The sequence below is a fragment of the Streptomyces sp. NPDC085932 genome (assembly GCF_044540525.1).
GTDB lineage: Bacteria > Actinomycetota > Actinomycetes > Streptomycetales > Streptomycetaceae > Streptomyces > Streptomyces levis.
Genome location: NZ_JBITSJ010000008.1, coordinates 386,943 through 408,400 on the forward strand (window position 1 = coordinate 386,943; position 21,458 = coordinate 408,400).

General features: G+C 72.7%; 21 protein-coding genes and 1 riboswitch. Of the genes, 16 read left to right on the forward strand and 5 right to left on the reverse strand.

The annotated features are described in order from the left end of the window. The first annotated feature begins 3 nt into the window (after positions 1-3). From ACIGAQ_RS34495 to ACIGAQ_RS34540, 10 genes are all read left to right on the forward strand, one after another. A complete protein-coding gene (locus tag ACIGAQ_RS34495) occupies positions 4-1,488 on the forward strand; it encodes an ROK family transcriptional regulator (RefSeq protein ID WP_399789985.1) in 1,485 nt (494 codons plus the stop codon). A 303-nt stretch (positions 1,489-1,791) separates the two neighbouring features. Beyond that, positions 1,792-1,922, forward strand: a riboswitch (FMN riboswitch). 145 nt (positions 1,923-2,067) lie between these two features. Next, complete coding sequence (locus ACIGAQ_RS34500; RefSeq protein ID WP_399789988.1) at positions 2,068-2,676, forward strand: riboflavin synthase; 609 nt, start codon at positions 2,068-2,070, stop codon at positions 2,674-2,676. Beyond that, complete coding sequence (locus tag ACIGAQ_RS34505; RefSeq protein ID WP_311687812.1) at positions 2,673-3,314, forward strand: nicotinamide mononucleotide transporter family protein; 642 nt, start codon at positions 2,673-2,675, stop codon at positions 3,312-3,314. Before ACIGAQ_RS34500 ends, ACIGAQ_RS34505 begins: the two co-directional genes overlap by 4 nt. Next, the gene (locus tag ACIGAQ_RS34510) at positions 3,311-4,603 is read left to right on the forward strand and encodes a bifunctional 3,4-dihydroxy-2-butanone-4-phosphate synthase/GTP cyclohydrolase II (protein WP_399789991.1); all 1,293 of its coding nucleotides are present in this window, start codon (positions 3,311-3,313) and stop codon (positions 4,601-4,603) included. The genes ACIGAQ_RS34505 and ACIGAQ_RS34510 overlap by 4 nt, the downstream gene beginning before the upstream one ends. A 20-nt stretch (positions 4,604-4,623) precedes the next feature. Further along, a complete protein-coding gene (gene ribH / locus ACIGAQ_RS34515) occupies positions 4,624-5,109 on the forward strand; it encodes a 6,7-dimethyl-8-ribityllumazine synthase (RefSeq protein WP_311687814.1) in 486 nt (161 codons plus the stop codon). A gap of 34 nt (positions 5,110-5,143) precedes the next feature. Then, positions 5,144-5,416: a phosphoribosyl-ATP diphosphatase gene (locus ACIGAQ_RS34520; protein ID WP_028423093.1), complete on the forward strand. Its 273-nt coding sequence runs from the start codon at positions 5,144-5,146 to the stop codon at positions 5,414-5,416. Positions 5,417-5,462: 46 nt separating this feature from the next. Beyond that, on the forward strand, positions 5,463-6,311 hold the full coding sequence (gene hisG, locus ACIGAQ_RS34525) for an ATP phosphoribosyltransferase (protein ID WP_362283987.1): 849 nt from the start codon (positions 5,463-5,465) through the stop codon (positions 6,309-6,311). Between the two features lie 13 nt (positions 6,312-6,324). Beyond that, entirely contained in the window at positions 6,325-6,780 is a 456-nt protein-coding gene (locus ACIGAQ_RS34530; protein ID WP_311687816.1) for a PH domain-containing protein, read from the forward strand. Between the two features lie 238 nt (positions 6,781-7,018). Beyond that, entirely contained in the window at positions 7,019-8,353 is a 1,335-nt protein-coding gene (locus ACIGAQ_RS34535; RefSeq protein WP_399789995.1) for a hemolysin family protein, read from the forward strand. Then, the gene (locus ACIGAQ_RS34540; protein ID WP_311687818.1) at positions 8,350-9,426 is read left to right on the forward strand and encodes a hemolysin family protein; all 1,077 of its coding nucleotides are present in this window, start codon (positions 8,350-8,352) and stop codon (positions 9,424-9,426) included. Before ACIGAQ_RS34535 ends, ACIGAQ_RS34540 begins: the two co-directional genes overlap by 4 nt. A 10-nt stretch (positions 9,427-9,436) precedes the next feature. Here ACIGAQ_RS34540 and ACIGAQ_RS34545 read toward each other — a convergent pair whose 3' ends face one another. Then, on the reverse strand, positions 9,437-11,299 hold the full coding sequence (locus ACIGAQ_RS34545) for an AAA family ATPase (protein WP_399789998.1): 1,863 nt from the start codon (positions 11,297-11,299) through the stop codon (positions 9,437-9,439). A 432-nt stretch (positions 11,300-11,731) separates the two neighbouring features. Next, on the reverse strand, positions 11,732-12,388 hold the full coding sequence (locus tag ACIGAQ_RS34550) for a uridine kinase (protein WP_399790001.1): 657 nt from the start codon (positions 12,386-12,388) through the stop codon (positions 11,732-11,734). Between the two features lie 239 nt (positions 12,389-12,627). Between ACIGAQ_RS34550 and ACIGAQ_RS34555 the strand changes: the two genes are divergently transcribed. From ACIGAQ_RS34555 to ACIGAQ_RS34565, 3 genes are all read left to right on the forward strand, one after another. Beyond that, entirely contained in the window at positions 12,628-14,004 is a 1,377-nt protein-coding gene (locus tag ACIGAQ_RS34555) for a peptidase C39 family protein (protein WP_399790004.1), read from the forward strand. Positions 14,005-14,095: 91 nt separating this feature from the next. Further along, positions 14,096-14,242: an SCO1431 family membrane protein gene (locus ACIGAQ_RS34560; protein WP_399790007.1), complete on the forward strand. Its 147-nt coding sequence runs from the start codon at positions 14,096-14,098 to the stop codon at positions 14,240-14,242. Between the two features lie 75 nt (positions 14,243-14,317). After that, positions 14,318-14,974, forward strand: coding sequence for a helix-turn-helix domain-containing protein (locus tag ACIGAQ_RS34565; RefSeq protein WP_311687823.1), 657 nt, complete (start codon positions 14,318-14,320; stop codon positions 14,972-14,974). 51 nt (positions 14,975-15,025) lie between these two features. Here ACIGAQ_RS34565 and ACIGAQ_RS34570 read toward each other — a convergent pair whose 3' ends face one another. After that, positions 15,026-16,288 carry a glycoside hydrolase family 18 protein gene (locus ACIGAQ_RS34570; protein ID WP_399790010.1) on the reverse strand — a complete coding sequence of 421 codons (1,263 nt, stop codon included), beginning with the start codon at positions 16,286-16,288 and terminating at the stop codon, positions 15,026-15,028. 331 nt (positions 16,289-16,619) lie between these two features. Here ACIGAQ_RS34570 and ACIGAQ_RS34575 point away from each other — a divergent pair, with 331 nt between their 5' ends. Beyond that, positions 16,620-17,792, forward strand: coding sequence for an acyl-CoA dehydrogenase (locus ACIGAQ_RS34575; protein ID WP_362283966.1), 1,173 nt, complete (start codon positions 16,620-16,622; stop codon positions 17,790-17,792). Here ACIGAQ_RS34575 and ACIGAQ_RS34580 read toward each other — a convergent pair. After that, the gene (locus ACIGAQ_RS34580; protein ID WP_394814353.1) at positions 17,755-18,003 is read right to left on the reverse strand and encodes a hypothetical protein; all 249 of its coding nucleotides are present in this window, start codon (positions 18,001-18,003) and stop codon (positions 17,755-17,757) included. The genes ACIGAQ_RS34575 and ACIGAQ_RS34580 overlap by 38 nt on opposite strands. 167 nt (positions 18,004-18,170) lie before the next feature. Then, the gene (locus ACIGAQ_RS34585) at positions 18,171-18,605 is read right to left on the reverse strand and encodes a hypothetical protein (RefSeq protein WP_311687826.1); all 435 of its coding nucleotides are present in this window, start codon (positions 18,603-18,605) and stop codon (positions 18,171-18,173) included. 268 nt (positions 18,606-18,873) lie between these two features. On the opposite strand from ACIGAQ_RS34585, the gene ACIGAQ_RS34590 reads away from it, so the two are divergent. Beyond that, positions 18,874-19,314: an Lrp/AsnC family transcriptional regulator gene (locus ACIGAQ_RS34590; protein ID WP_006136660.1), complete on the forward strand. Its 441-nt coding sequence runs from the start codon at positions 18,874-18,876 to the stop codon at positions 19,312-19,314. Between the two features lie 55 nt (positions 19,315-19,369). Beyond that, positions 19,370-20,971, forward strand: a complete 1,602-nt coding sequence (locus ACIGAQ_RS34595) for an amidohydrolase (RefSeq protein ID WP_399790015.1) — start codon at positions 19,370-19,372, stop codon at positions 20,969-20,971. The last annotated feature ends 487 nt before the right edge of the window (positions 20,972-21,458 follow it).

The following is a 21,458-nucleotide window of genomic DNA, read 5'->3' on the forward strand; positions in this document are numbered from 1 at the left end:
GGCATGCCCGCATCCCCGAGCACCGCCCGGGCCATCAACGACCGGCTCGCCCTGCGTCTGCTCCAGCAGGAGGGCCCGCTGACGGCAGGGCAGTTGAAGCAGCTGACCGGTCTGTCCCGGCCGACCGTCGCCGACCTCGTCGACCGTCTCACCGCCGCCGGCCTGATCGCGGTCGTCGGCGAGGCGGGGGAGCAGCGGCGCGGACCCAACGCCAAGGTGTACGGCATCGTCGCCGACCGGGCGCACCTGGCCGCGCTGGACGTCCGCACCGAGGGGGTGGCCGTCGCCGTCGCCGACCTGGTGGGGCGGGTGCTGGCCGAGGCGTCCGTGCCGATCGGCGGCGAAACGGGCACGGGCCCCGCCGTGGAACAGGCCGTCGCGCTGGTCGAGCGCGCGGCCAAGGAAGCCGGAGCGGACCGGCTGCACACCGTCGGCATCGGAGCGCCCGGGCTGATCGACCCTGCCACCGGCGAACTGCGTGACTCCTCCGGGCTGCCGGAATGGCACCGCCGGCTGGTCGCGGCCCTCCAGGAGCGGCTGCCCGAGGCGCGGGTGAGCGTGGAGAACGAGACCAACCTCGCGGCCGTGGCGGAGCAGCGCGACGGTGCCGCCCGGGATCGCGACACCTTCGTCCTGCTGTGGCTGGGCCACGGCACGGGAGCGGCGGTGGTCCTCGACGGCGCGCTGCGCCGCGGCGCCTCCGGCGGTACCGGCGAGATCGGCTTCCTGCCCGTCCCGGGCACCGCTGCCCTGCCCACCGCGACCGACTGCGAGGGCGGCTTCCACTCCCTGGCCTCGGCGGCGGCGGTGGTGGAACTCGCGGCCCGCTGCGGTGTGCGACCGGCCGCCGGCCAGGAACCGTCGACCGTGGGCGTGTTGCGGGCAGCCACCGCACTGGTCGCGGAGGCGACGGCCCGGGTGGCCGCGCCCGTGCCGACCGGGGATGTCGCGCCCACACCGGTCGGCGAGGTGGCAGCCGGGGAGGCGGCGGCCCCAGGGGGCACGCCCGCGCCGGTCGGGGAGATGGCGGCCCGAGACGCCGCACCTGCACCAGCCGGGGAAGCGGCAGCCGGGAAGGTGGCGGCCTCGGAAGGCATGCCCGCACCGGTCGAGGTGGCGGCGGCCCGTCAGGCGACGCTCGCACCAGCCGGGGAAGCGGCGGCCCGGGAGGGTGCGTCCGTGCCGGTCGACGCGCCCGCCGCCGCCTTTCTGGACGCTCTCGCCGACCGGCTGGCCGTCGGGGTCGCCTCGGTCGTCGCGATCCTCGACCCCGGGTGCGTGGTGCTGGGTGGTGAGGTCGGGCGGGCCGGTGGCGCGGAGCTCGCCGCGCGGGTGCGGGAGCGCCTCGCCCGGATGACCCCGCTGCCCACCGAGGTGCGGGCCACCACCCTGGGCGGCGGTGCGGTCCTGCGTGGTGCGCTGCTGACCGCGCGGGACCGTGCGCAGGACGAGCTGTTCCCGCGCGGCGGGACGACGCCGCGCCGGTAGCGCCCGCGATGCGCCCGCGGGGACGCGCGTCCGCGCCTGGGAGGCCCGACGGCGGGCAAGGGCCGTCGTCACCGCCGCCGGGCCGGTCGTGGGGGGTGGGGAAGTGCCGACCCTGGCGCAGACCCTAGAAAGGACTAGACCACAGCGTCAATAGGTGCGGACCAAGCCGAGTCCCCGGCCGGACGCGGGAGTTGGCCGAGCCGTCGCACTCGGGAAGGGGGAGGCCACGTTCTGTGAGGCACCCCACACCGTTCGCCCGTATGGACCTCGACCGGGCGTGGCACACTGGCCGTGTACCAACAGCAGCGCACTCCGGGGTCGGTGAAAGTCCGAACCGGCGGTTACAGTCCGCGACCCGGTCGCCTCCAGCGGCCGGTTGACCAGGTGAAATTCCTGGACCGACGGTTAAAGTCCGGATGGGAGGCAGTGCGCGGCGAGCGGGCATCCGTGCGTGCCGCCCGAGCGGTCCGTCCTGAGGGCGGACCCCGTCCGGCGTCGTCCCCGGTGTTCCCGTTCGTGTCATCTGTCGTCATCGGCAGCCCCGGAGTCCGTGCCCGAAGAGGCAGGAGGACCCGGGAAGTGTTCACCGGAATCGTCGAAGAGCTGGGCGAGGTCACCGCCGTCGAGAACCTCGACGACGCCTGTCGCTTCCGCCTGCGCGGCCCCGTCGTCACCCAGGGCGCGAAACACGGGGACTCCATCGCCGTCAACGGCGTCTGCCTCACGGTCGTGGACCACGAGGGCGAGGAGTTCACCGCCGACGTCATGGCCGAGACCCTGAACCGCTCCAGCCTCGGTGCCCTGAAGCCCGGCTCCCGCGTGAATCTGGAACGCCCCATGGCCGTGGGTGACCGTCTCGGCGGGCACATCGTGCAGGGCCACGTCGACGGCACCGGCGAGATCCTGGAGCGCCAGCCCTCGGAGAACTGGGAGATCGTGAAGATCTCCCTGCCCGCGGACCTGACGCGGTACGTGGTCGAGAAGGGCTCCATCACCGTCGACGGCATCAGCCTCACCGTCGTCGACGCCGGCCCCGACCACTTCACGGTCAGCCTCATCCCGACCACCCTCGACCTGACCACGCTCGGCCACAAGCAGCCCGGCGACCCGGTCAACCTCGAAGTGGACGTCATCGCCAAGTACGTCGAGCGCATGCTGGGCGACCGCGCGCAGGGGGCGGTCCGGTGAACACGCTGAACTCCGAGGCCTTCACCCTCTTCGGCCAGCACATCAAGTGGGCCGACATGATCGGCAACCTCTTCGGCCTCGCCGCCCTCGCGCTCGGCTGGCGGCGCTCCATCTGGACCTGGCCCGTGCAGTTCCTGGCCGGCCTCATCCTCTTCGGCGCCTTCTTCGGCCACCTCACCGGCAGCGCCGGCAAGCAGGCGGTCGTCATGATCGTCGCCCTGTACGGCTGGTGGCAGTGGCAGCGCGGCAAGGGACAGGGCGAGGACGGCCACATCGCCGTCCGGTTCGCCACCTGGCGCGAACGCGCCGCGATGGCCGCGGCGGCCGCCGCCGGCACGGTCGCGGTGGCGCTGCTGTTCACGGCCTACCCGAAGCTGTCCTGGGACCCCTGGCCGGACGCCTACATCTTCGTCGGCACCGTCGTCGCCATGTACGCCCAGGCCCGCGGCATGGTCGAGTTCTGGTTCGCCTGGCTGCTCGTCGACCTCGTCGGCGTGCCCCTCAACTTCGCCAACGGCTACGCCTTCTCCGGCTTCGTCTACGTCATCTACGGAGCGCTCGTCCTGTGGGGCCTGCGCGACTGGTGGCTGCGCTCGCGTCAGGCCGCGCGGCCCACCCTGGAAGGAGCGCCGGCATGAGTGCCGCACCGATCCTGTACAGCACCGACGGTGAGTTCGAGGACCTCGTGCTCGACCCCGTCGAGCAGGCCGTCGCCGACATCGCCGCCGGCCGCCCCGTCGTGGTCGTCGACGACGAGGACCGGGAGAACGAGGGCGACCTCGTCATCGCCGCCGAGAAGGCCACCCCCGAGATCGTCGCCTTCATGATGAGCGAGTGCCGCGGCCTGATCTGCGCCCCCATGGAGGGCGACGAACTGGACCGGCTGAACCTGCCGCAGATGGTCGACGACAACACCGAGTCGATGAAGACCGCCTTCACCGTCTCCGTCGACGCCTCCGCCGCGCACGGCGTGAGCACCGGCATCTCCGCCGCCGACCGCGCCACCACCCTCCAACTGCTCGCCGACGGCGTGTCCGGACCCGGCGACTTCGTCCGCCCCGGCCACATCTTCCCCCTGCGCGCCTGCCCCGGCGGCGTCCTGACCCGCAACGGCCACACCGAGGCCGCCGTCGACCTCGCCCGCCTCGCCGGTCTGCGCCCGGCCGGCGCCATCGTCGAGATCGCCGGCGAGGACGGGCGCATGCTGCGCCTGCCCGAGCTGGTCCCCTTCGCCCGCAAGCACGGCCTGACGATCATCTCCATCGAGGACCTGATCGCCTACCGCCGCAGCAGCGAACCCACCGTCCGCCGCGAGGCCACCACCCACCTGCCCACCGCCCACGGCACCTTCACCGCCCACGGCTACCGCTCCACCGTCGACGGCGTCGAACACGTCGCCCTGGTGCACGGCGACATCGGCGACGGCAGAAACGTCCTGGTACGCGTCCACTCCGAATGCCTCACCGGCGACGTCTTCGGATCCGCCCGCTGCGACTGCGGACCCCAGCTCGACGCCTCCCTGGCCCGCATCCAGCAAGAGGGCCGCGGCGTGCTGGTCTACCTGCGCGGACACGAGGGCCGCGGCATCGGCCTGATGTCCAAGCTGCGCGCCTACGAACTCCAGGAACGCGGCCGTGACACCCTCGACGCCAACCTCGAACTCGGCCTGCCCGCCGACGCCCGCGACTACGGGGCCGGCGCGCGGATCCTCGCCGACCTCGGGGTGCGCAGCGTGCGGCTGCTGACCAACAACCCCGACAAGACCGACGCCCTCACCCGGCACGGCATCACGGTCGAGGCCCGTGTGCCGATGCCGGTCAGCGCCGGCGAGCACAACCTCCGCTACCTGCGCACCAAGCGGGACCGGATGGGCCACGACCTGCCCTGGCTCGACACGACCACCGTGCCGGCCTGCGGCAACCAGTAACAGAGCACACAGGGAGCAACGTGAGCGGCAAGGGTGCACCGGAACTGTCCGTACGCAACGTGGGTGACCTGCGGGTCGCCGTCATCGCGGCGCAGTGGCACGAGAAGGTGATGGACGGACTGGTGGACGGCGCCCTGCGCGCCCTGCACGACCTGGGCATCGACGAGCCGACCCTGCTTCGGGTCCCCGGCAGCTGGGAGCTCCCGGTCGTCGCCAAGGTCCTCGCGGGCCGCGGCTACGACGCGATCGTCGCCCTCGGCGTCGTCATCCGCGGCGGAACCCCCCACTTCGACTACGTGTGCCAGGGCGTCACCCAGGGCCTGACCCAGGTCTCCGTGGACACCGGCGTCCCCGTCGGCTTCGGCGTGCTGACCTGCGACACCGAGGAGCAGGCCCTGGACCGCGCCGGCATCGACGGCTCCAGCGAGGACAAGGGACACGAGGCGGTGACCGCCGCGGTGGCCACCGCGGCCACGCTCCGCTCAGTATCCGAACCCTGGCGCTGACGAAAGACGTATGTGGCATAGGCTGAGCGTCACCATGTCCAAGAAGACGTTCGAGGAGCTCTTCACCGAGCTCCAGCACAAGGCCGCCCACGGCGACCCCGCCTCTTCCCGCACCGCAGAACTGGTCGGGAAGGGCGTCCACGCCATCGGCAAGAAGGTCGTCGAGGAGGCCGCCGAAGTGTGGATGGCCGCCGAGTACGAGGGCAAGGAAGCGGCAGCCGAGGAGATCTCCCAGCTGCTGTACCACGTCCAGGTGATGATGGTCGCCCGCGGCATCTCCCTCGACGACGTCTACGCCCACCTGTAAGCCGCATCCGTCCCCGCACCACACCCACGCAAAGGAAGCCGACCTCATGCTGCGCATCGCCGTCCCCAACAAGGGTTCCCTCTCAGGCCCTGCGGCGGAGATGCTGCATGAGGCCGGCTACCGGCAGCGCAGGGAGTCCAAGGAACTGCGGATCGTCGACCCGACCAACGAGGTCGAGTTCTTCTACCTGCGCCCCCGCGACATTGCGATCTACGTCGCCTCCGGTCAGCTCGACATCGGCCTCACCGGCCGCGACCTGCTGATCGATTCGGGCGCCGACGCCGAGGAGATCCTCCCGCTCGGCTTCGCCCGCTCCACGTTCCGCTACGCCGGCAAGCCCGGCACCATCGGCGGCCTGGCCGACCTGGCGGGCAAGACCGTCGCCACCTCCTACGAGGGCATCGTCGCCGGTCACCTCGCCGAACACGGCATCGAGGCCTCCGTCGTCCACCTCGACGGCGCCGTCGAGACCGCCATCCAGCTCGGCGTCGCCCAGGTCATCGCCGACGTCGTCGAGACCGGCACCTCCCTGCGCAACGCAGGCCTGGAGGTCGTCGGCGAGCCGATCATGCAGTCCGAGGCCGTCGTGATCCGCCGCACCGGCGCCGACCCCGACGACCCCAAGGTCCAGCAGTTCCTGCGCCGCCTCCAGGGCGTCCTGGTCGCCCGGACCTACGTGATGATGGACTACGACTGCCGCGTCGAGCAGCTGGAGAAGGCCGTCGCCCTCACCCCCGGCCTGGAGTCGCCGACCGTCTCCCCGCTGCACAACGAGGGCTGGGTCGCCGTCCGCGCGATGGTCCCCGCCAAGGAGGCGCAGCGGATCATGGACGACCTGTACGACATCGGCGCCCGGGCCATCCTGACCACGGCCATCCACGCCTGCCGTCTCTGAAGGGCGTACCGCGATGTCCGACCTGCCCACCCTCCCCGTCACCTTCCGGCCGGGCAGCACCCGCGCGGTGCTGCTCACCGCCGCCGTCGCCATCTTCGTGGTGATCACGGCCGTCGCCATGATGCTGGAGCAGCTCAGCCCCGCCGAGCGCCTCAGCTTCGTCGTCACCGCCCTGCTGCTGGACGCCGTGCTGCTCCTGCTGGCGCGGCCCAAGGTCGTCGCCGACGAGGACGGTGTCACCGTGGTGAACCTCACCAACAAGCGCCGGCTGGAGTGGGCCGAGATCCTCCAGGTGACCCTCCGGCCCGGCGACGCCTGGGTGTTCCTCAACCTCAGCGACGGCACCAGCCTGCCCGCCCTGGGCATCCAGCCCGGCATCGCCAAACAGCGTGCCATCGCCGACGCCCGGGCCCTGCGGGCGCTCGTCGAGGCCCGTTCCGTAGCGGACCCCGAGCGGCGCCGGAGCTGAGGCGTGGCAAGCCGCACGGCGGCCGCCACTGCCGCTCCGGGCGGTGTCTTGATTAACCTGTTGGCGAAGGCGCGACGGACGCGCCTTCGCCGCTGCTGCCCCGCCCGGTGCGCAGAGGCTTCCTGCTGACAGAGGAGTGACCCCCTCCGGCGATGGACGGATCGTCCTGCAGTACCTGCGCCGCCCCCTGCCGACATAGCGCGGACCTCGTCCGCGACCGTGGCGAGGCGGCGGCATCATGACCACCCCCCTGCTGCTTCTGGCAGCCGCGTTCCTGCTGATTCTCGCCAACGGATTCTTCGTGGCGGCCGAGTTCGGACTCGTGACGGTCGAGCGGCCCGAGGCCGAGAAGGCCGCCGCCGAGGGCGACCGGCGCGCCCAGCGCGTCGTCGAATCACTCAAGGAACTGTCCTTCCAGCTCTCCGGCACCCAGCTCGGCATCACCATCACCTCCCTCGTCGTCGGCATGCTCGCGGAGCCGGCGCTCGCGGAGCTGCTGCACGGCCCGTTCACCTCGATCGGCGTCCCCGAGGGCGCCGTCTCCGGTGTCACGGTCGTCGTCGGCATGCTGGTGGCCTCCGCCGTGCAGATGGTGATCGGCGAGCTGCTCCCCAAGAACTGGGCCGTGTCCAGGCCGCTGCAGGTCGCGCGTTTCGTCGCGGCGCCGCAGCACGTCTTCGCGCGGCTGTTCCGGCCGGTCATCGCGGGCCTCAACGCCGTCGCGAACCGGCTCGTACGCGCCCTGGGCTTCGAGCCCGCCGAGGAACTGGCCTCCGCCCGCACCCCCGGCGAGCTCGTCTCCCTGGCACGCCACTCGGCCCTGGCCGGCGCCCTCGAACAGGACACGGCCGACCTCTTCGTGCGGACCCTGTCCCTGGGCGAGCTGACCGCGCAGCACGTGATGACGCCGCGCGTGAAGGTCAGCGCCCTGCAGTCCTCGGCCACCGCCGAGGACGTGGTCAACCTGACCCGGGCCACCGGCCTGTCCCGCTTCCCCGTCTACCGGGAGCGGATCGACGAGGTCGTCGGCATGGCTCACCTCAAGGACGCCCTGGCCGTGCCCGTCCAGGACCGGCTGCGCACGCCCGTCGGCCGTATCGCCCGCCCGGCGCTGCTCGTCCCCGAGACCCTGCCGGTCAAGCCCCTGCTGACCCGGCTGCGCAGCGAGCAGCCCATCGCGGTCGTCGTCGACGAGTACGGCGGCACGGCCGGTGTCGTCACGCTGGAGGACATCGTCGAGGAGCTCGTCGGCGAGGTCCGCGACGAGCACGACGGACACGACCTGCCCGAGCTGGCCTCGGCGCCGCCCGAGGACGGCAGACCCGCCTGGGACGTCGACGGCAGCTGCCGAGTCGACGTGCTCCGGCGCATCGGCCTCGACGTGCCCGAAGGCCCCTACGAGACCGTCGCCGGCCTGATCGCCGACCTGCTGGGCCGGATCCCGGCCGTCGGCGACAAGGCGGAGCTGCCCGGCTGGCGCCTCGCGGTCCGCCAGGTCGGGCACTACCGCGCGGAACGGGTCCGGATCGTACGGACGGCCCCCGTGGCCGCCAGGGCGGAGGCCGTCCGATGAGCGTGCTCCAACTGCTCTTCGCCGCGCTGCTCGTGCTGGCCAACGGGTTCTTCGTCGGCGCCGAGTTCGCCCTGGTCTCCGTACGCCGCAGCCAGATCGAACCCCTCGGCACGGCCCGCGCCCGCCAGGTCCTGTACGGCCTGGAGCGGCTGCCGCAGATGATGGCGGCGGCCCAGTTCGGCATCACGGTCTGCTCCCTGACCCTGGGCGCGGTCGCCGAGCCGACCGTGGCGCACCTGCTGGAGCCCGTCTTCGAGCGGGTCCACCTGCCCGAGGGCATGATCCACCCGCTCACCTACGTGATCGCCCTGGCCGCCGTGGTCTTCTTCCACCTCGTCATCGGCGAGATGGTCCCGAAGAACCTGGCGATGGCGGCACCCGAGAAGGCCGCGCTGTGGCTCAGCCCGGGCCTGGTCTGGTTCGCCCGCTTCTGCAAGCCGGTCACCTTCGCCCTCGGCGCCGTCTCCCAGGGCATCCTGCGGCTCTTCCACGTCGAGCCCAAGGACGAGGTCGAGGCCGTCTTCACCAGCGAGCAGCTCAACCGGCTGGTGGAGGACGCGGGGCAGGCGGGCCTGCTCGACCCGGAGGAGGCCGAACGCCTGGAGGACGCGCTGGAGCTGGGCTCCCGCCCGGTGACGGACGTCCTGCTCAAGCGCGAGTCCCTGGTGACGGTCAGCCCCTCGGTCACCCCGGCGCGGATCGTCGAGCTCACCGCCCGCACGGGCTACTCCCGCTTCCCGGTGGCCACCGACAACGGCGCGTTCATGGGCTACCTGCACGTCAAGGACGTTCTGGACCTGGAGGACTCCGAGCGGGCCGTGCCGCAGCAGCTGTGGCGGCCCATGACGACCCTGCGGTCGGAGCTGCCGCTGGACGACGCGCTGACGGTGATGCGCCGGGCGGCGACGCACCTGGCCCAGGTGGCCGACGGGTCCGGCAAGGTGCTCGGCCTCGTGGCGCTGGAGGACGTACTCGAACTGCTGGTCGGGGAGGTGCGGGACCCGGCACACCGCCAGGTGCGCGAGGTACGGCTGACCGAGCCGAGGTCGGGCGAGGAGGTACTGGCGACGTAGGGCCGGTACCTCACAGTCCGGGCGGATCCTGCGGGCCCCGCCCGGACAGCACCTCCCCGTACGCCTGCATCAGGTCCGGCAGCCGCAGCGTCGCCAGGTCCTCGCGCCCCAGCACGCCGGGGTACACCGACAGCCGCAGATCCCGGTACGCGCAGCTCTTCTCGTACAGCGTCCGCAGGAACCGCCCGTTGCCCAGCTCGTCGATCCACCCCTGGTCCACCACGTGCCCGGCGATGGACCGCAGCTCGTCGAGTGCCTCCTCGTCCCAGACGTCGCCGTTCTCCGCGGCCAGCACCTTGCCGATCTCGGTGAGTTCGAGGGGGCGGTAGGACGGGAAGTCGACGCGGGTGGTGAAGCGGGAGGACAGCCCGGGGTTCGCGGCGAGCAGCCGGTCCATGCCCTCCGGGTAGCCGGCCAGGATCACCACGAGGTGGTCGCGGTTGTCCTCGGCCCGCTTCAGCAGCACCTGGAGCGCCTCGTCGCCGTAGGCGTCCCCCTTGCCGTAGCCCGAGTTGGACAGCGCGTACGCCTCGTCGACGAAGAGGACGCCGCCGAGGGCCGAGTCGATCAGCTCGTTCGCCTTCACGGCGGTCTGCCCGAGGTACTCCCCGACCAGGTCGGCGCGCTGGGCCTCCACGAGATGGTCGCCGCCGAGCAGCCCGAGGGCGTAGAAGACGCGGCCGAGGATGCGGGCGACGGTGGTCTTGCCGGTGCCGGAGGGGCCGGAGAAGACGAAGTGGCGTTTCGGCGGCTGGACGGGCAGCCCCTGACCGGCCCGCAGCCGGGCCATGTTCAACTGCGCCGACAACGCCTTGACCTGGCGCTTCACCGGCTCCAGCCCCACCATCCGCTCCAGCTCGGCGAGTGCCTCCTCCAGTAACGCGGGATCGGTGGGCCCCGTGGGCAGGGACGGCGCCGGGCCACCCCGCTCGCGGACGGTGGCACCGGTGACCGGCGGCAGGGGAGCGGAGGCGGGCGGCTCCAGGTCGGGCAGGCGCAGGTCCCGCCCCTCGATGCCGAAGAGCGGATCGAAGCCGTCCGGCCCGTCCACGGCGTCCTGCCCGGTGCCGGTCAGGGTGATCGCCGCGAGGCCGGCGGCGTCCTCGTAGCCGTCGCCCTCGGCGATCGCGGCGAGCCGGGCCGAGGTGTCCATGAACGCCGGGTCGACCCGGTGCACGGCCCGGTACAAGGGGAGCGCGGCGGCGCTGCGGCCGGTGCCCTCGTGGGCTCGGGCGAGCCAGTAGCGCAGCTCCTTGCGCTGCGGCTGCTCGCTGCGGCAGCGCATGAGCGCGGCGGACAGCAGCGGCTCGGCCTGCCCGTACATCTCCAGCCGCACCCGGGCCATGCCGCCGAACAGCCCCGCCTCGATGCCGAGCACGGGGTCGTCGAGCAGCGGGTCGGTGTGCCGGACCAACTGCTCCCAGTCCTTGACCAGATAGGCGCGGCAGGCGTGCAGGAAGCGGACCTGGTGGTCGGTGTCCACGGGCGGCAGCCCGGCGAGGGCCCGGTCCAGCTCCGGGACGTGCCGGCCGTCCAGCCAGTGGGAGGCGTGCGCGAGCAGCAGGTCGCGCGGGCTCTCCAGCACGGGCTGCACCCACCAGCCCAGCCAGTACCAGGAGTTGAGCGTGCGGCGGTAGCGGGTGCGCTGTTCCCCGAAGCGGTCCCGGTGGTGGAACATCCGCAGTAGCGCGGTCGTCGTGTCGACGCGCAGCGCGTGCAGCCCGAGCCAGCCGTCGGCCATCCCGGGGTCGATCCGCACGGCGGCCCGGAACTCCTCCTCGGCCTGCGGATAGGCGCCCATGGTGTACGCGTCCACCCCGCGCAGCCAGGCGAGGTCGGCCGGGGCCTGAGGGCCCTGCGTGCCGAAGTCCATCACGTCCCCCACGAAGCGTGCCCCCGTCGGTCTGCCAACGAGCCGTCCCCCGGTCGGCTTCCCTGCTCGAACCGCTGTGCCACGGACCGGAGTTGCACCGTGCGCGCAGCAACCGTCCGCAGGTCGCGACGAGGGCATCGTACCCGCGGGGGCGGCGCGTCCGTAGGGTGCCGCACGGGCTGTCCGTCGAGGTGGGAGGGGCCGCGGCGCGGCCGCGGCCGGTGACCGAGGGTGAGCGTTCGGCGCCGCACGGCGGCCGGAGAAGCGCGAGAAGACAGAACGAAGCCCCCGATCACGGGGGAACAACCGGGGGCTTCGCGTCCTGAGGCGGCCCTCGACGGCCGCACATTGAGAACGTAAGACCTGTACGGGCCGTCGGTCAAGCCGAGTTGAGGCACTCCGGGAAGATGCCCGGCATGCTTCTTCACAAGTTCAGCACACCGCGGGCGGTTCGTCACCCTGAGTGAGGAGTTGGTCCGGTCCTGGGGTTCTCGCAGGCCCCGGCAGCACCTCGTACCCCTGTTCCCTCTGCCGCACCAGGGCGTCGGCGAACGGCCGCGAGGGGTCATCGGCGAAATGCCGGCGCTCCGCCGGGACCCAGCCGTTCCAGAACTCCCGCTGTTCCTCCCCGTCCCGGGAGCGCCCCCGCGCCCAGGCCTCCTCGCGCGGCAGGTCCAGCCACAACAGCAGGGCCAGGTGGGGGCGGAGGGCTCGGCGTCCGGCCCCGACACCCTCCAGGAGGAGCACCGGGGCCGCAGGCAGCGGGCGGGGCGGGCCGAAGCGGCGGGCCCGCCAGTCGTAGGGGGAGTAGTGCGCGGTGCGGCCGCGGGCGAGCGGTTCGATCACCTGCTCCAGCAGGCGTCCGGTCCAGTCGAAGAGCGCGTCGTGGCTGGCGATGTCATCCAGGCGCAGCACCGGCGCGCCACCCAGCGCCGTGGCCAACTCCCCGGTGAACGTGGTCTTCCCGGATCCGGCGTGCCCGTCGACGCCGACGAGCCGGACGGGACCGCAGGAGGGCGGCAGGCGGCGGATCCGGGCGGCCAGCTCGCCGAGGGCGGGCCCCGGTGCGGGGCGGAAGGGCGCGTTCATCTCGCACAGCACTCTAACGACGGGCTCGTGTCACCCCGACCGGCGGGCTCGTGCCGCTCCGGCGACGGTGCCGTGGGCCGGTGCCACTGGTCGACGCCAATATTGGTGGGCGTGGCGCGGGTCGAAGTGCTGGCAGGACCCGGCGGGCTGTGCTCATATGTGGCGCACACACGGATGCGACCGACCGTGTGCCGGACCTGCCCCGCCCCTGCCCGACTCCGACCATCGGGGGTCCTGTCATGAGCAGAGCCGATCAGCCGTCCCGCAGAACCGTCCTGGCCGCCCTGGCCGCCGCCACCGTCACTGCAAGCGCGGGTGTGGCGGCCGCCGATTCCGAGGCCCCCATGACGACCGACTCCGCCGCCGGCCGGGCGGCCCCGGCCCGGACCGTGGACAACCGGGCCTGGTTCTCCTACGGCGACTGGTGCTCCGGAACCGCCCGGGGCACCCGTGCCGTCGCCGGCGACCCGCCGGGCCTGGCCCTCGCCGCACCCGCCGGGACCACCGAGTACACGGACCCGCACACCGGGACCACCGCCTCCTGGCAGTACGGCACCTGGACGTCCCCCACGCACCGGCTCGCCGTCCCCGCGACGGAGGCGATCGTCTCCTGGAACGCGCACACCCCGCCCGGCACCTGGATCCAGGTCGAGGCCCGGGGCACCTACACGGACGGCACCAGCAGCCCCTGGTACGTGATGGGCCGCTGGGCCGCCGGCGACCAGGACATCCGCCGCACCTCGGTCGACGACCAGAGCGACGGCCGGAGCACCGTCTGGACGGACACCCTGGCGATCGACGACCCGTCGGCCGGACTGCGCCTGACCGCCTGCCGGTTGCGCCTGACCCTGTACCGCAGGCCCGGCACCCGGGCCACGCCCACCGTCCGGCGGCTGCACGTGATGGGCTCCGACGTCCCCGCCCGCTTCACCGTCCCCGCGTCCGTGCCCGGCCTCGCGAAGGAACTGGCCGTCCCGCGCTACTCGCAGGAGATCCACAAGGGCCAGTACCCCGAGTACGACAACGGCGGCGAGGCCTGGTGCAGCCCCACCTCCTCCCAGATGATCATCGAGTACTGGGGCGGCCGGCTCACCCCGGAGCAGCTGGCCTGGGTCAACCCGTCCTACGCCGACCCCCAGGTCTGCCACGCGGCCCGGTTCACCTACGACCACCAGTACGGCGGCTGCGGCAACTGGCCGTTCAACGCCGCCTACGCGGCCACCTTCGAGGGCCTCGGGGGCGTGGTCACGCGGCTCGGCTCGCTCACCGACCTGGAGACGCTGATCGCGGCCGGGATCCCGGCCATAACGTCCCAGTCGTTCACCAAGGGAGAGCTGACGGGAGCGGGGTACGGCACGGCGGGGCACCTGATGACCGTCATCGGCTTCACCGCCGGCGGCGACGTGATCGCCAACGACCCGTACTCCGAGAGCAACGAGGCCGTGCGACGCGTCTACCGGAGGCGCGAGTTCGAGAACATCTGGCTGCGGACCAGGCGCCACAACAGCTCCGGCTCGGTCGTCTCCGGCACAGGCGGCGTCTGCTACCTCTACTTCCCGGCGGACCCGACCGCGACGCAGCGCAGGGCCCTGGCGACCGTGGGCGTTCGCGTGTGACCAAGCTCTCGACCGCAAAAGCCGCCCCGGGTGGCAAGGTGGGACAGAACCTCGGGGGAAGTCCGTCCGCACCACCGAACGAGCGAGAACCATGACCGCGCACTCCGCCACCGCCACCGCCGCCCGCGTCCGCACCGGCGGCCCTCAGGACGACGGCCCGAAGATCGTCGAGCACGTCATGGGCTGGGCCCTGGTCGTGGTCCTCGCGATGCTCGTGACCCAGCTGGGGCTGTTGTGACCTGACCCACGCCGCGGGTGTGGGGCCTGCCATACTGCGGAGGTCCCGCCCCCGCCCGTGAGACCAGGGTCGAAAGTGAATATCAGCCCCCAGCCCGCCGCGCGCCCCCGGGCCCGCGGCACCGAGCGCTCGACGGCGCGTCGTGCCGAACTCATCGCCATCGGGCGGAGGTTGTTCGCCGACACGTCCTACGACGCCCTGTCGATGGACGACATCGCCCGGCAGGCGCACGTCGCCAAGGGGCTGATCTACTACTACTTCCAGTCCAAGCGCGGTTACTACCTGGCCATCATCCAGGACTCCGTCACCGAGCTGGTCACGCTGGCGGCGAGCGGGCTCGAACTCCCCCCGGTCGACCGGGTCCAGCGCACCGTCGACAGCTATCTGCGCTACGCCGAGCACAACCAGGCCGCGTACCGCACGATCGTCAGCGGCGGCGTCGGCTTCGACACCGAGGTGCACGCCATCCGTGACGGGGTGCGCGCGGCCGTGATCGCCGCGATCGCCGAGGGCGCGTACGGCCGTGCCGACATCACGCCGCTGGCGCGCATGGCCCTGCTGGCCTGGGTGTGCAGCGTCGAGGGCGCCACGCTGGAGTGGATCGACCGTCCGGAACTGCCCCGCGCGACCATGTGCGAGCTGCTGGTGAAGACGCTCGGCGGCGCCCTGCGGGCCATCGAGGAGCTGGACGCGGCCTACCGGGCCCCGGAACCCGCCCGCCGGGGCGCATGAGCAAGGGGCGGAGCGTCCGCTCGGACTCTCCGCCCCCTCGGTCGCCCGGGGCTACTTGATGGCCTTGATCAGCTCACCGTTCGCGGTGTCGCCGCTCAGCTCCCAGAAGAACGTCCCGCCCAGCCCCTGCTGGTTCTTGTAGTTCATCTTGGTCGCGATGGTGGACGGGGTGTCGTAACTCCACCAGTCGCTGCCGCACTTGGCGTACGCCGTGCCGGCCACCGTCCCCGTCGCCGGGCACTTGGTCTTGAGGACCTTGTAGTCCTCGATGCCCGGCTCGTAGGTGCCGGCCGCCGGGCCCGTGGCGGTGCCGCCGGGGGCCGCCTGGGTGACGCCGGTCCAGCCGCGGCCGTAGAAGCCGATGCCGAGCAGCAGCTTCGAGGCGGGGATGCCGAGGCCCTTGAGCTTCGCGATGGTCGCCGCGGAGTGGTTGTCCGCCTTCGGGATGCCGACGTACGAGGTCAGCGGCGAGTGCGGGGCCGTCGGTCCGGCGGCGTCCCAGGCGCCGAAGAAGTCGTACGTCATCGGGTTGTACCAGTCGACGTACTGGGCGGCGCCCGCGTAGTCCGCGGCGTCGATCTTGCCGCCCGGCGTGGCGTCGGCGGTGATCGCCGCGGTGACCAGGTTCTTCGTGCCGAACTTGGCGCGCAGCGCCTGCATCAGGTCCTTGAAGGCGGCCTTGCCGCTGGTGTCGCAGGTGGCGCCGCAGGCGTTCGGGTACTCCCAGTCGATGTCGATGCCGTCGAAGACGTCGGCCCACTTGGAGTTCTCGACCAGGTCGTAGCAGGACTGGGCGAAGGCGGCCGGGTTCTTCGCGGCCTCGCCGAACCCGGCCGACCAGGTCCAGCCGCCGAAGGACCACAGCACCTTGAGGTTCGGGTGCTTCTGCTTCAGCTTGCGCAGCTGGTTGAAGTTGCCGCGCAGCGGCTGGTCCCAGGTGTCGGCCTTGCCGTCGACGGACTCGGCGGCGGTGTACGCCCGGTCGGTGGCCGCGTAGGCGTCGCCCATGGCGCACTTGCCGCCGGTGACGTTGCCGAAGGCGTAGTTGATGTGGGTGAGCTTGGCGCCCGAGCCGGACGTCTCGATGTTCTTGACGTGGTACTTGCGGTCGTAGGTGCCCCATTCGGTGAAGTACCCGAGGACCTTGGAGCCGGCCTTGGCCTGCGGGGCGGCCTGGACGTCTGCGGCGGCCTCCTGAGCCGAGGTCGCCGCGGTGGCGGTGGTGCCCGCGCCGGCCAGCAGCCCGGCGCCGAGCACGGCGCAACAGGCGGCGGACACGATGGCCCGGAAGCGGGAGGGGTGGGGGGTGTGCATCCGGTGTCTCCTCGTGGGGAGAGGGGAACGCCGCGTTCATTGGCATGAACGCGGTGAGTCGGTGGAGCGAAACAGTAGGAGGACTAGACCAGTTGGTCAATGGTGCGGACCAATTTCGGGGCCCGGGGGCGCTCGGCCATTTCTTGGAGTAAGCGGTCGTTAACTGGTGACGGGATGCCTCCGATCGGGCATACTCACAGCGCACAGCCGCTGGTCAGCAGCTTCCGCGACCCGGGACTGCAAGCATCGGCCAGGCACCAGAACGACCCGGCGGCGCCGCCCCCACCCTTGGGCACGTCCGCCAGCGCCCGACAGGGAGGAGAGCGTCGCCATGCCCGACCGCGCCCCGCAGCCGGTGGACCGGCAACTGCCCACGGAGGAGGCCCGGGACCTGATCTCGCTCGTCCGCGACATCGCGCAGCAGGAGATCGTCCCGACCGCGGCCGAGGAGGAGGACGCCGGCCGGTTCCCGCGCGAGCTCTTCACCCTGCTCTCGCGCTCCGGCCTGCTCGGCCTGCCCTACGACTCCGAGTACGGCGGCGGCGACCAGCCCTACGAGGTCTATCTCCAGGTCCTCGAAGAACTCGCGGCGGCCCGCCTCACCGTCGGCCTGGGCGTCAGCGTGCACACCCTGGCCTCCTACGCCCTGGCCGCCTACGGCACCAAGGAGCAGCAGGTCGAGCACCTGCCCGCGATGCTCGGCGGCGGTCTGCTCGGCGCCTACTGCCTGTCCGAGCCGCACTCGGGCTCGGACGCCGCCGCCCTGCGCACCAGGGCGGTCCGGGACGGCGACGACTGGGTGATCACCGGCTCCAAGGCCTGGATCACCCACGGCGGCATCGCCGACTTCTACACGGTCATGGCCCGCACCGGCGCGGAGGGCCCGCGCGGGATCACCGCCTTCCTGGTGCCCGGTGACGCGCCGGGGGTGAGTGCCGCGCCGCCCGAGAAGAAGATGGGCATGAAGGGCTCGCCCACGGCCCAGGTCCACTTCGACGGCGTCCGCGTCCCCGACGCCCGCCGCATCGGCGAGGAGGGGCTGGGCTTCGCGATCGCCCTGTCGTCCCTGGACTCCGGACGGCTCGGTATCGCGGCGTGCGCGATCGGCCTGGCCCAGGCGGCGCTCGACGAGGCGCAGTCCTACGCGGCCGAGCGGCGTCAGTTCGGCAAGCCCATCGCCGACTTCCAGGGCCTGCGCTTCATGCTCGCCGACATGGCGACGCAGATCGAGGCGGGCCGCGCCCTCTACCTCGCGGCGGCCCGGCTGCGCGACGCGGGCCGGCCGTTCGCGCGGCAGGCCGCCATGGCCAAGCTGCACTGCACGGACACGGCGATGCGGGTCACCACCGACGCCGTGCAGATCCTCGGCGGCTACGGCTACACCGCCGACTTCCCGGCCGAGCGCTACATGCGCGAGGCCAAGGTGCTGCAGATCGTGGAGGGCACCAACCAGATCCAGCGCATGGTCATCGCCCGCCACCTGCTGGGTCCAGAGGAACGCTGAACTGGTCGAGGCCCCGCCAGGGCGCCGCGAGCCGCATCCACTCCGGGTCGTGCCGGCCCGGCAGGGTGCGGCCGCCCTCGGCCCAGGTCCGCATCAAGTCGCGGTAGATCGGCGGGTCCTGATACCGCGGCGGACCCGGCCGAACCGATTCTGCGGGCGGCGGGACGAACAGAAGGCGCTGACGCCCGGTCGCTGAGGAGATGGGGGTCATACCCGGGCAACGCGGCAGAGGCCGGACAGGTCACCGGGTGGGGGAATCGGGCGTGCGTTCCCCGTGCACCCGGCCCCGGACGCACCGGACCCGCACCACGGCAGTCAGGGCGCCGTGGCGCGGGGCCAGTCATCGGGGTGGAGCGAACGGGCGGTGAAGGCCCGCGCTCAGGCCGCGTCGCGGCGCATCACCGGGACCCTGATCGGGCGCGAGCCCGGGCCGCCGACGTGCGAGAAGGGCTGGGTGCGCCAGTCGAGCCCCTGAGGGAGCGTCAACAGCAGGGCGGTGTCCTGCTCCTGCGGCTCCACGGACTCGTCGGCGGGGCGGGCGTCAGCGGCCCTGCGGCCGGTGCCGGCACAGACCGTGAGCCCGAACGGGTTCCACGGGGAGGCGCACAGCGCGTGCTCCGGCAGCACCTCCTCGTCCGCCAGCAGGGCGATGGGCTGCGCGCAGTCCGGGCAGACGACCCGGAACATCTCGAAGGTGTCGTAGGCGTCGAGTTCGTCGTCGAACGCGTCGGGTTCGACGCCCTCCGGCTCGGGCTCGACGACGAGCTGGGGCCGCTTGGGTGCGGTGCGACCAGGGCGCTTAAGACTCTGCATGGGTTCTCCCCCTCGGGCTGGGCCGTATCAGGCGCTGCGGCCTCGACCACAGCAAGCACTTCCCGTCACCCCTGGGCGGTAATCACGAGAACATTACGGAGACTGTTCGAGCGCTGTGGCGTTCGTCACATGCCGAACGCAGGTGCCCGCTCCGGCGGGTTTGTCCCCCGGGCGGGTGACCGTCGCCTTCCGGCCAGATCACGGACCGGGCATGACCTGGGCTCCTCAGGTATCCCGGGAGATCGACCGCCCTGTAGGTTCTTGCGCCATGGAGGAGCTGGACCGACAGATCGTGCAGCTGCTCGTCAAGGACGGGCGGATGAGCTACACCGACCTGGGCAAGGCCACGGGGTTGTCCACCTCGGCCGTGCACCAGCGCGTGCGGCGGCTGGAGCAGCGGGGGGTCATCCGCGGCTACGCGGCGGTCGTGGACCCGGAGGCCGTGGGGCTGCCCATGACCGCGTTCATCTCGGTGAAGCCGTTCGATCCGAGCGCGCCGGACGACATCGCCGACCGGCTGGCCGGGGTGCCGGAGATCGAGGCCTGCCACAGCGTGGCCGGCGACGAGAACTACATCCTCAAGGTGCGGGTGGCGACCCCGCACGAGCTGGAGGAGCTGCTGGCGCGGGTGCGGTCGCTGGCGGGCGTGTCCACGCGCACGACCGTGGTGCTGTCCACGCCCTACGAGGCGCGGCCGCCCAGGATCTGACCGGCGGTCCCACCCCTTCGCGGGCGGGGCGGCGGGGCCTGTGAAACTGTGCTCCATGAGTGAGTCCCGTACGCCGCCCCGGACCGTCCTGCTCCGATGCGGAGAGGTCCACAGCCCCGCCGATCCCTTCGCCACCGCGATGGTCGTGGAGCGGGGGCAGGTCGCCTGGGTCGGTTCCGAGGGTGCCGCCGACGCCTTCGCGGACGGCGTCGACGAGGTCGTCGACCTCGACGGGGCGCTGGTCACCCCCGCGTTCACGGACGCGCATGTGCACACCACCGCGACCGGCCTCGCCCTGACCGGCCTCGACCTGTCGAACGCCCCCTCCCTGGAAGCCGCCCTCGCTCTCGTCCGGGACTTCGCCGCCGCCCGCCCGCGGGACCGCGTGCTGCTCGGGCACGGCTGGGACGCCGCGCGCTGGCCCGGCGGCCGCCCGCCCACGCGGGCCGAGCTGGACGAGGCCACCGGGCACCGGCCGCTGTACCTGAGCCGGATCGACGTCCACTCGGCGGTCGCCACGACCGCCCTGCTCGACCTCGTCCCCGACGCGCCCCGCGCGGACGGGCCGCTCACCGCCGACGCCCACCACGCGGTCCGGGCCGCCGCGTTCGCGGCCGTGACGCCCGCCCAGCGCACCGAGGCCCAGCGCGCCGCCCTCGCGCACGCCGCCTCCCTCGGCATCGGCACGGTCCACGAGTGCGCGGGCCCGGAGATCTCCTCCGAGGACGACTTCACCGGCCTGCTGCGCCTCGCCGGCGACGAGCCCGGCCCCCGCGTCGTCGGCTACTGGGCCGAGCAGGACGTCGCCAAGGCCCGGGAACTGGGCGCCGTCGGCGCCGCCGGGGACCTGTTCGCCGACGGCGCCCTCGGCTCGCACACGGCCTGCCTGCACGAGCCGTACGCCGACGCCGGCCACACCGGCCGGGCCTACCTAGACGCCAGTGCCGTCGCCGCACACGTCGTCGCCTGCACCGAGGCCGGGCTCCAGGCCGGCTTCCACGCCATCGGGGACGCGGCCGTGGACGCCGTGGTCGAGGGCGTGCGCGCCGCCGCCGACAAGGTGGGACTCGCCCGGATCCGGGCGGCCCGGCACCGTGTGGAGCACGCCGAGATGCTCACCCCGGAGTCGATCGCCGCCTTCGCCGAACTCGGGCTCACCGCCTCCGTCCAGCCCGCCTTCGACGCCCTGTGGGGCGGCGAGGACGGCATGTACGCCCAGCGGCTCGGGGTGGAGCGGGCCCGCGGCCTCAACCCCTTCGCGGCCCTGCTGCGCGCCGGTGTGCCGCTCGCCTTCGGCTCCGACAGCCCGGTCACGCCGCTCGACCCCTGGGGCACGGTCAGGGCCGCCGCCTTCCACCGCACGCCGGAACACCGCGTCTCCGTGCGCGCCGCCTTCACGGCGCACACGCGCGGCGGCTGGCGGGCCGTCGGACGGGACGACGCGGGGGTCCTCGTCCCGGGTGCCCCGGCCGACTACGCCGTGTGGCGCACCGGCGAACTCGTCGTCCAGGCCCCGGACGACCGGGTCGCCCGCTGGTCGACCGACCCCCGCTCCGGCACCCCGGGGCTGCCCGACCTGACCCCGGGCCGCGACCTGCCCGTCTGCCTGCGGACGGTGGTGGGCGGGCGCACGGTCTTCGTACGGCCGGGCGAGTGATCTACGGGGGTGGCGCGCACGCGATCCTGCGCCGCGCCCCCCGCGTGCGACCTGCGCATCCACCGCACTGACCAGGGCTTTGCCGCGGAATGCGCAGGTCAAACGGCTGTTGACAGGCAGCCGCAGGAGGCCGGTAGGTTCGGCCGAGTCCACCACCGGACGCCCGACCGGGGAGCGTTCGCACACTCGCCGCAGCGCCGCCGGGTCAGGGACGGTGTGCCGCACCGGGGCACCGCCACTGGGAGCCAGGCTCAGGCCGGCGCAGCGCCGAGGGAACGTTCCGGCCGGTCGGGGAGGTGTGACCCGGGTGGGGCCCGGGCGCTCAGTAGACAACGGCTTTCGGTCGATCCGCAGCCAGCGGATCCCAGGTCGGCCCGAAGGGCGCCGGGCCCCCATCCGCCGTCCGCGCGCGCCGCGAGGGCGCATTCCTACCCGCGTTCCGCGGATTCGACACCACCATTCGAACGTCCTGTCACGTCAGCGCAGG